Annotated in this window: 1 protein-coding gene and 1 pseudogene; both read right to left on the bottom strand. The window is 73.6% G+C overall.

From position 1 onward, the window contains the following. Window positions 1-102 (bottom strand): annotated as a pseudogene (locus G5C65_RS39980) (LysE family translocator); the annotation flags it as partial. 43 nt (window positions 103-145) lie between these two features. Then, complete coding sequence (locus G5C65_RS38020) at window positions 146-613, bottom strand: hypothetical protein (RefSeq protein ID WP_165303640.1); 468 nt, start codon at window positions 611-613, stop codon at window positions 146-148. Window positions 614-662: the final 49 nt, after the last annotated feature.

Genomic DNA, 662 nt, shown 5'->3' with positions numbered 1-662 from the left:
CTTCCCGCCCATCGCGAGAATGAACATCATGTCGGGCCCCGGCGTGAGGGACAGCCCGTAGGCGGCGACGATGAAGGCCGCGTAGAGCGAGGTGTCGACCATGGCCGACATGGTCGACAAGCGGCACGGTCCTGTCGAGCGAATTTCACCGCACCAGCGGCGAGGCACAGGAGACGAACGCCTCGATCGCTTGCTTCGCCTCGGTGTCCCGCGCCCGCCACAGGGCCGGGTCCTCCGGCGTCGAGAGGTCCCGGATCCGGTCGTAGGCCCGCTCGGCGGCGAGCGTGACCGTGCGGTCGTCGGTGAGCAGCGTCACCCGGTACAGCACCTGCCGGGCCGCCGTGCGCAGCCGGTGCGCCTCGTCCCGCGCGGCGTGGAACGCCGCCCCGTCCGCGTCCTCCCGCTTCCGGTACCAGCGCTCGGTCTGCCCCCGCCGGTACTCCTCCAGCGCGGCGGCGCACGCGCTGTACGTGGCGATGCGCTCCTGGCGGAGCGCCTCGGACCGGGCGAACCGCTCGCTGCGCCGCGCCGCCGAGCGCTGGAAGACGTGCGTGACGACGCTCCCCAGCAGCGTTCCGGCCACCGCCACCACGCTGGTCCACAGTGCCTCCACGGCGAAGCAGCGTACGGCCCTTCGCCGGGGCCGGGGGCGGTTCCGGGGG

The sequence above is a fragment of the Streptomyces boncukensis genome (assembly GCF_011045075.1).
GTDB lineage: Bacteria > Actinomycetota > Actinomycetes > Streptomycetales > Streptomycetaceae > Streptomyces > Streptomyces boncukensis.
The sequence above is the reverse complement of the archived record's forward strand: the minus strand, read 5'-3'. Positions and strand labels throughout refer to the sequence as shown.